The sequence below is a fragment of the Protofrankia sp. CiP1_Cm_nod3 genome (assembly GCF_982290655.1).
Genome location: NZ_CEVIVD010000040.1, coordinates 1 through 6,403 on the forward strand (window position 1 = coordinate 1; position 6,403 = coordinate 6,403).

Here is a 6,403-nt window from a genome sequence, read left to right on the forward strand (position 1 = left end):
GGCTGTTCGACAACCTGTTCCAGCGGTCACCGGGCGGCCGTGGGCCACGCCGTGGCGCCGACATCGCGGCCGAGGTCACGATCCCGTTCGAGAAGGCCCTCTCCGGCCTGGAGGCGACGGTCCGCCTGCCCGGCGCCGCGACCTGCCTGACCTGCGGGGGCAGCGGTGCCCGGCCGGGCACCGCGCCGCGGACGTGCACGACCTGCCGGGGGCTGGGCGTGGTGTCGCGGTCGCAGGGGGGCTTCGCGCTCTCCGAGCCCTGCCGGGACTGTCTCGGCAAGGGAACGGTGATCGATTCGCCCTGCCCGGACTGCCAGGGCAGCGGCCGGCGCGAACGCGAGCAGCGGATCCGCATCCCACCGGGGGTCGCCGACGGCCAGCGGCTGCGGGTGCGCGGGCGCGGATCGCCGGGCGAACGCGGTGGCCAGGCGGGCGATCTGGAGGTCACCGTCCACGTGCTGGCCCATCCGGTGTTCGACCGCGAGGGGCAGAACCTCACGGTCGTCCTGCCGGTGACCTTCGTGGAGGCCGCCCTGGGCGCCTCGGTGAAGGTCCCGACGATCGACGGCGCCCCGCTGACGGTGAAGATCCCGCCTGGCACGTCGAGTGGGCGTCGTCTGCGGGTACGTAGTCGTGGAGTGCCGCGTAGCGGGGGCGGTCACGGCGACCTCATCGTGACCGTCGACGTGACCGTGCCGAAATCGACGGATCTCTCCGCGAAGGCGCGGACGGCGCTCCAGGAGTTCGCCCACGCCCATCCCGAGGATCCGCGCACGACACTGATGGAACAGATGGAGGGCCGGTCATGAAGTCACGACCGAGCCGTACCGCCGACCCGCCGGGGCCGGCTCCGGCGCCGGCGAGGCCCGCGGGCGTCCCGCCCGGCCCGTCCGGAACGCCCGCGGCACCCCGCCCGAGCCCCGCGCACGACGACGACACACCGGTATACGTGATCTCCATTGCCGCACAGCTCGCCGGCATGCACCCCCAGACGCTGCGGGCCTACGACCGCCTCGGCCTGGTCACTCCCGGCCGCACGTCCGGACGCGGCCGGCGGTACTCCGTGCGGGATGTCGCGCTGCTGCGCGAGGTCCAGCGGCTGTCCCAGGAGGAGGGCGTCAACCTCCAGGGCGTCCGGCGGATCCTGGAGCTGGGCAGCCAGGTGATGATGTTGCAGGCGCAGGTCCGGCAGCTGACCGAGGAGCTGGCGGCGGTCCGCGCCGAGGCCGAGCGCCGGGTCGCCGAGGCGCACCGCAGCCACCGGCGCGACCTGGTTCCCGTCGACCGCAGCGCGATAGTGGTCTGGCGGCCCGGCTCCCGCCGCTAGCGGCCATGAACGCCGGCTCGTTCGGGTACCGCTCCCTCGCCGGCCGCCGCTCCTTCGCCGGTCCCTCGCCGGCCGCCGCCCCCACGTCGAACGCGGTTCCCCGTCGGGCAGCGGCTTCGCCGGACGGCGCGCCGTCGACGATCCGTGTCGAGCCGCCGAGTCGCGAGCCGTCGCGTGCGGGGCGGACGCTTCGCATCACGCAAACTTAAGTGGGAACGACTCAACTATCCTGAGCGTTACGAAGATGGTACGCCCAAAACGATCATCTTAGGACTCCGATGAACGCTGACCGCCTCACCGCCCGCTCGCAGGAAGCCCTGTCCTCCGCCGTCAGCCGCGCCACCGGTGACGGCTCACCGCTCGTCGACCCCCTGCACCTGCTGGTCGCCGTCCTGAGCCAGACCGGCGGGGTCGCGGTGGACCTGCTCGAGGCCGTCGGTGTGCCTCTCGCCCAGGTACGCGGACGCGCCGAGGCGGCGGTCGGCCGGCTGCCGCACGCTACCGGCGCGTCCGTCGCCCCGCCGCAGCTGTCCCGGCAGCTCATCACCGTCCTGGACAACGCGGAGCGGCAGGCGAACCGGCTCGGCGACGAGTACACCTCGGTCGAGCACCTGCTGGTCGCGCTCGCGGAGGAGGGCGGCGAGGCGTCCCGGGTGCTCACCGAGTTCGGGGCGAGCTCGGAGGCCCTGCGCGGCGCGTTCGACACCGTGCGCGGCGGCGTCCACCGGGTGACCAGCCGTGATCCCGAGGGCTCCTACCGCGCGCTGGACAAGTACTCCGTGGACCTCACCGAGCAGGCCCGCGCCGGCAAGCTCGACCCGGTCATCGGACGCGACGCCGAGATCCGCCGCGTCGTGCAGGTCCTGTCCCGGCGGACGAAGAACAACCCGGTCCTCATCGGCGAGCCCGGCGTCGGCAAGACCGCGATCGTCGAGGGGCTCGCGCTGCGGGTCGTCGCCGGTGACGTGCCGGAGTCCCTGCGCGGCCGGCGTATCGTCTCGCTCGACCTCGGCTCGATGGTGGCCGGCTCGAAGCTGCGGGGCGAGTTCGAGGAGCGGCTGCGGGCCGTCCTCAACGAGATCCGTTCCGCCGAGGGCCGGCTGATCACTTTCATCGACGAGCTGCACACGGTCGTCGGCGCGGGCGCCGCCGAAGGCGCGATGGACGCCGGCAACATGCTCAAGCCCATGCTCGCCCGCGGCGAGCTGCGCATGATCGGCGCCACCACTCTGAACGAGTACCGCACCCGCATCGAGAAGGACCCGGCGCTCGAGCGCCGCTTCCAGCCGGTGCTGGTCGGCGAGCCGTCCGCCGAGGACACCATCGGCATCCTGCGCGGGCTGAAGGAGCGCTACGAGGTGCACCACGGTGTCCGGATCACCGACGCCGCGCTCGTCGCCGCCGCCACCCTCTCCGACCGGTACGTCAGCGGGCGGTTCCTGCCCGACAAGGCCATCGACCTGGTGGACGAGGCCGCGTCCCGGCTCCGGATGGAGATCGACAGCCGGCCGGTGGCGATCGACGAGCTCGAGCGCGCCGTCCGGCGCATCGAGATCGAGGACATGGCGCTGTCCAAGGAGAGCGACAGCGCGTCCAAGGAGCGCCGCGAGCGGCTGCGGCGCGAGCTCGCCGAGAAACGGGCGGAACTGTCCAGCCTGACCGCCCGCTGGCAGCGTGAGAAGAGCTCCATCGTCGAGGTGCAGAAGGCCAAGGAGGAGCTGGAGAACGCCCGGCGCGCCCTCGACCTCGCCGAACGTGACCTCGATCTGGCCAAGGCCGGCGAGCTGCGCTACGGCACGATCCCGACGTTGGAGAAGCGGCTCGCCGCGGCCACCGACGCGCTGCCCGGCGCGGACGAGCCCGGCAGCGCCATGCTCAAGGAGGAGGTCGGCCCCGACGACGTCGCCGAGGTCGTCGCGTCCTGGACGGGCATCCCCGCCGGCCGGCTGCTGGAAGGGGAGACCACCAAGCTGCTGCGCATGGAGGAGGAGCTGCACGCCCGCGTCGTCGGCCAGCACGCCGCGGTGCGGGCCGTCTCCGACGCCGTGCGCCGGGCCCGCGCGGGCATCTCCGACCCCGACCGGCCGACCGGCTCGTTCCTGTTCCTCGGCCCGACCGGCGTCGGCAAGACGGAGCTGGCCAAGGCGCTCGCGGACTTCCTGTTCGACGACGAACGCGCGGTGGTCCGCATCGACATGAGCGAGTACGCCGAGAAGCACTCGGTGGCCCGGCTCATCGGTGCCCCGCCCGGCTACGTCGGCTTCGAGTCCGGCGGGCAGCTCACCGAGGCGATCCGGCGCCGCCCCTACAGCGTGATCCTGCTGGACGAGGTGGAGAAGGCCCACCCTGACGTCTTCGACATCCTTCTGCAGGTCCTCGACGACGGACGCCTTACCGACGGGCAGGGCCGCACGGTGGACTTCCGCAGCACGATCGTGGTGCTGACGTCCAACCTCGGCTCCCAGTTCATCGCGGACCCGACCCTGCCCCCGCAGGTGCAGCGCGACTCGGTCATGATCGCGGTGCGGGAGGCGTTCAAGCCCGAGTTCCTCAACCGGCTCGACGACATCCTCATCTTCGACCAGCTCGACAAGGACGACCTGGCCCGCATCGTCGATCTCCAGCTCGACCTGCTGCGCGCCCGGCTGACCGACCGGCGGATCACCCTGACGGTCACCGACGCCGCCCGCTCCTGGCTCGCCGACGCCGGGTACGACCCGGTCTTCGGCGCCCGCCCGCTGCGCCGGCTCGTCCAGACCGCGATCGGCGACCCACTCGCCCGGGAACTGCTCGCCGGCACCGTCCGGGACGGCGACAACGTCCTCGTGGACGTCGCCCCGAACCAGCACGGCCTGGCCGTCCAGAAAGCGTAGGCAAAAACCGCTGTCACCCCAACGAAAACCGCCTACAGACCCAAAGCCCGTAGGCGGAATCGGGCTGCCCGCCGGTGCGGGTGATCTGCTCGGTGAGCGGAACTTGCCCGCATGGTGAAGCGTCGCAAAATAGCACGAAATGGCAGATGTCGACGGACCCGCAGAATTGTTCGACGATATGGCCGACAGCCGTCCAGGGTTCAGGTGGAGACGACGAGGCGGATGAACTGTTTGTCGATGATGGCCCCGTCTGCCAGGTTCTCGTCCGGGGTTTCGGCGGGGTAGGCGGTGATGGCTAGGGTGTGCCCCTTTCTCCAAGCTCCGGACAGCTACACTCCGCCACGACAGACGGCAACTGGACGTTGGTGTTCAAACACGACTTCCGACCAACTGCATAGAGCCGGAAAACCACTGAAGATTGTGGAATCTCATCTGAGCCATCTCATATTGTCCAAATAGACATATATCAATAAATTTGGTCAAACAGGGCAGCACGAGCAAGATTTTCGGTACATTCCTAGAGAGAGTCCGCCGCCACGTGCGAGCGTCGCCACTCGGATCGAGCGGACGTGGCACCGATGATCGCGATGATCGCGACGGCCGCGGCGACCAACCACTCCAGCGACCCGTCGCCGTGGTCCGGATCGACGCCGAACACCACCTCGATCCATTCCTGGTTGATCAAGGTGGCGACCAGCAGGACAAAGCTGGCCACGGTCAGTCCGGTCTCGATGTAGAAACGCCGACGCACGCGCCTGCCAACTGTCATGATCCCTCCCGATTCGGTTCGGCTGGTGTGGGACGGTTCGGTGGACCCGTTGGGTGGCCGATCAGCCGCCGGTGGGCGCCGGTCCGGCGGAGGCGTCGGTCGAGGAGCCGAGCACTGTGTCCGCCCTGCCGGATGGCTGTGCGTCGAGGCCGGTTGGTGCGAACCCGGGGGCGCCGGCTACCTCGGGTGGGCCACTGGGCGCAGGGCCGGCCGAGAGTGCCCCGAGCCGCGCCGCGCGGGCTGCAAGTTCCGCCGGTGGGCCGCCCTGGGCTGCCCCGGCATTGGTCGAAACGCTGCCGGTGGGCGCGATGTCGGAAATGGTGATTCCCTGGCCCGGTGCCGGTGCCGGTGCCGGTGGGCCAGGGGTGTCGTGGTTGTCTACGTGGATGGTGATCCGCATGTCGTTCCCTCACGCATGAGAAGTGGTCAGCTGAGTACTGCGTAGCGTCCCTCGAAGGTGATCGGTTGAGGTGCCAGATTCGTAACGGTGATCCAGTAGGTCACGTTGTTGGCGTCGGCGCGTTCGACCGCCACGTCCCAGTCGGTGGACGGCGAGCCGAGGCGTACGGTCGTCGGCTGGATGTACCAGACGACGTGCCAGGCTGCGGGCCACCCGAACGTGAACCATCGCTGGGTCGCGCCGGCCGGCAGCGTTCCGGTGAATTGAACATTGGTCCACATGGCTGCTCCCGGAAAGACAGATCAGTAGCGGCTGAGGACGCAGAAGCGTCCTTCGAAGGTGACGGGCTGACCGGTGAGGTTGCGGACGGTGATCCAGTATGTGACGTGTTCGGCGTCGGCCCGTTCCACCTGGGTCTTGAAGCTGATCTGTGGGGACCCCGGCGCCGGGCTGGTGGGCATCGCGGTCCACAGAACGTGCCAGGTGGCGGGCCAGTTGAAGGTGAACCAGCGGCTGCTGGCGTTCGCAGCGAGCGTTCCCGTCCACTGGACGCCGCACCAGGGCTGCGTCATCCAGCCATCGACGGGAATCTCCCAGACACCGCGGTTGCGTGTTCCCGCGCGGAGGACTCGCGCGTGAGGGTGAAACACCAGGTCGCCGACGAAGGCGTTCGGCAGGCTTGCGGAGAAGTCGGTCCACGACGCGCCGCCGTCGAAACTCTGGTAGACACCGAGGTCCGCCGCGACCCACACGCGGTTGCGGTTGCCGTCGTCGACGGCGATGGCGTTGACGGGTAGCCCGGGCAGGGTGCCGGTCCGGTCGGTCCAGTTCGTGCCACCGTCGTCCGACCGCCAGACGCGACCCCCACCACGGGTACTGCTCGTTGCCCACAAGCGGCCGGTACCGCCGGGCTCGGCGGCCAGGTCGCTGATGACCGCTCCCGCGCGGGGAGTGGTCAACGCGGTGAGTGCCCCCCAGGCTCCGGAGCTGAAACGGGTGCGCAGGATCCGGCCGTCGCCCAGGCCGACGAGAAC

At 70.2% G+C, this 6,403-nt stretch carries 6 protein-coding genes; 3 read left to right on the forward strand and 3 right to left on the reverse strand.

Annotated features, from left to right (window positions below):
* The 3 genes from AC5LUJ_RS10275 to clpB all read left to right on the forward strand — a co-directional run.
* On the forward strand, positions 1–809 hold an 809-nt coding region (locus AC5LUJ_RS10275; protein ID WP_493464830.1), incomplete at its 5' end, for a DnaJ C-terminal domain-containing protein.
* On the forward strand, positions 806–1,327 hold the full coding sequence (locus AC5LUJ_RS10280; RefSeq protein ID WP_445548225.1) for a heat shock protein transcriptional repressor HspR: 522 nt from the start codon (positions 806–808) through the stop codon (positions 1,325–1,327). The genes AC5LUJ_RS10275 and AC5LUJ_RS10280, both read left to right, overlap by 4 nt.
* Positions 1,328–1,605: 278 nt before the next feature.
* Positions 1,606–4,200, forward strand: a complete 2,595-nt coding sequence (clpB, locus tag AC5LUJ_RS10285; RefSeq protein WP_250285038.1) for an ATP-dependent chaperone ClpB — start codon at positions 1,606–1,608, stop codon at positions 4,198–4,200.
* 517 nt (positions 4,201–4,717) lie between these two features.
* Here the strand turns inward: clpB and AC5LUJ_RS10290 are convergent.
* The 3 genes from AC5LUJ_RS10290 to AC5LUJ_RS10300 form a co-directional block, all read right to left on the reverse strand.
* Positions 4,718–4,969: a hypothetical protein gene (locus AC5LUJ_RS10290; RefSeq protein WP_250285040.1), complete on the reverse strand. Its 252-nt coding sequence runs from the start codon at positions 4,967–4,969 to the stop codon at positions 4,718–4,720.
* Between the two features lie 426 nt (positions 4,970–5,395).
* Positions 5,396–5,650 carry a hypothetical protein gene (locus AC5LUJ_RS10295; protein WP_250285042.1) on the reverse strand — a complete coding sequence of 85 codons (255 nt, stop codon included), beginning with the start codon at positions 5,648–5,650 and terminating at the stop codon, positions 5,396–5,398.
* Positions 5,651–5,671: 21 nt separating this feature from the next.
* On the reverse strand, positions 5,672–6,403 hold a 732-nt coding region (locus AC5LUJ_RS10300; protein ID WP_493464831.1), incomplete at its 5' end, for a WD40/YVTN/BNR-like repeat-containing protein.

Coding starts and splice junctions, on each gene's coding strand:
- clpB (WP_250285038.1), top strand. CDS start 1,606: ATGAACGCTGACCGCCTCACCGCCCGCTCGCAGGAAGCCCTGTCCTCC.
- AC5LUJ_RS10280 (WP_445548225.1), top strand. CDS start 806: ATGAAGTCACGACCGAGCCGTACCGCCGACCCGCCGGGGCCGGCTCCG.
- AC5LUJ_RS10290 (WP_250285040.1), bottom strand. CDS start 4,969: ATGACAGTTGGCAGGCGCGTGCGTCGGCGTTTCTACATCGAGACCGGA.
- AC5LUJ_RS10295 (WP_250285042.1), bottom strand. CDS start 5,650: ATGTGGACCAATGTTCAATTCACCGGAACGCTGCCGGCCGGCGCGACC.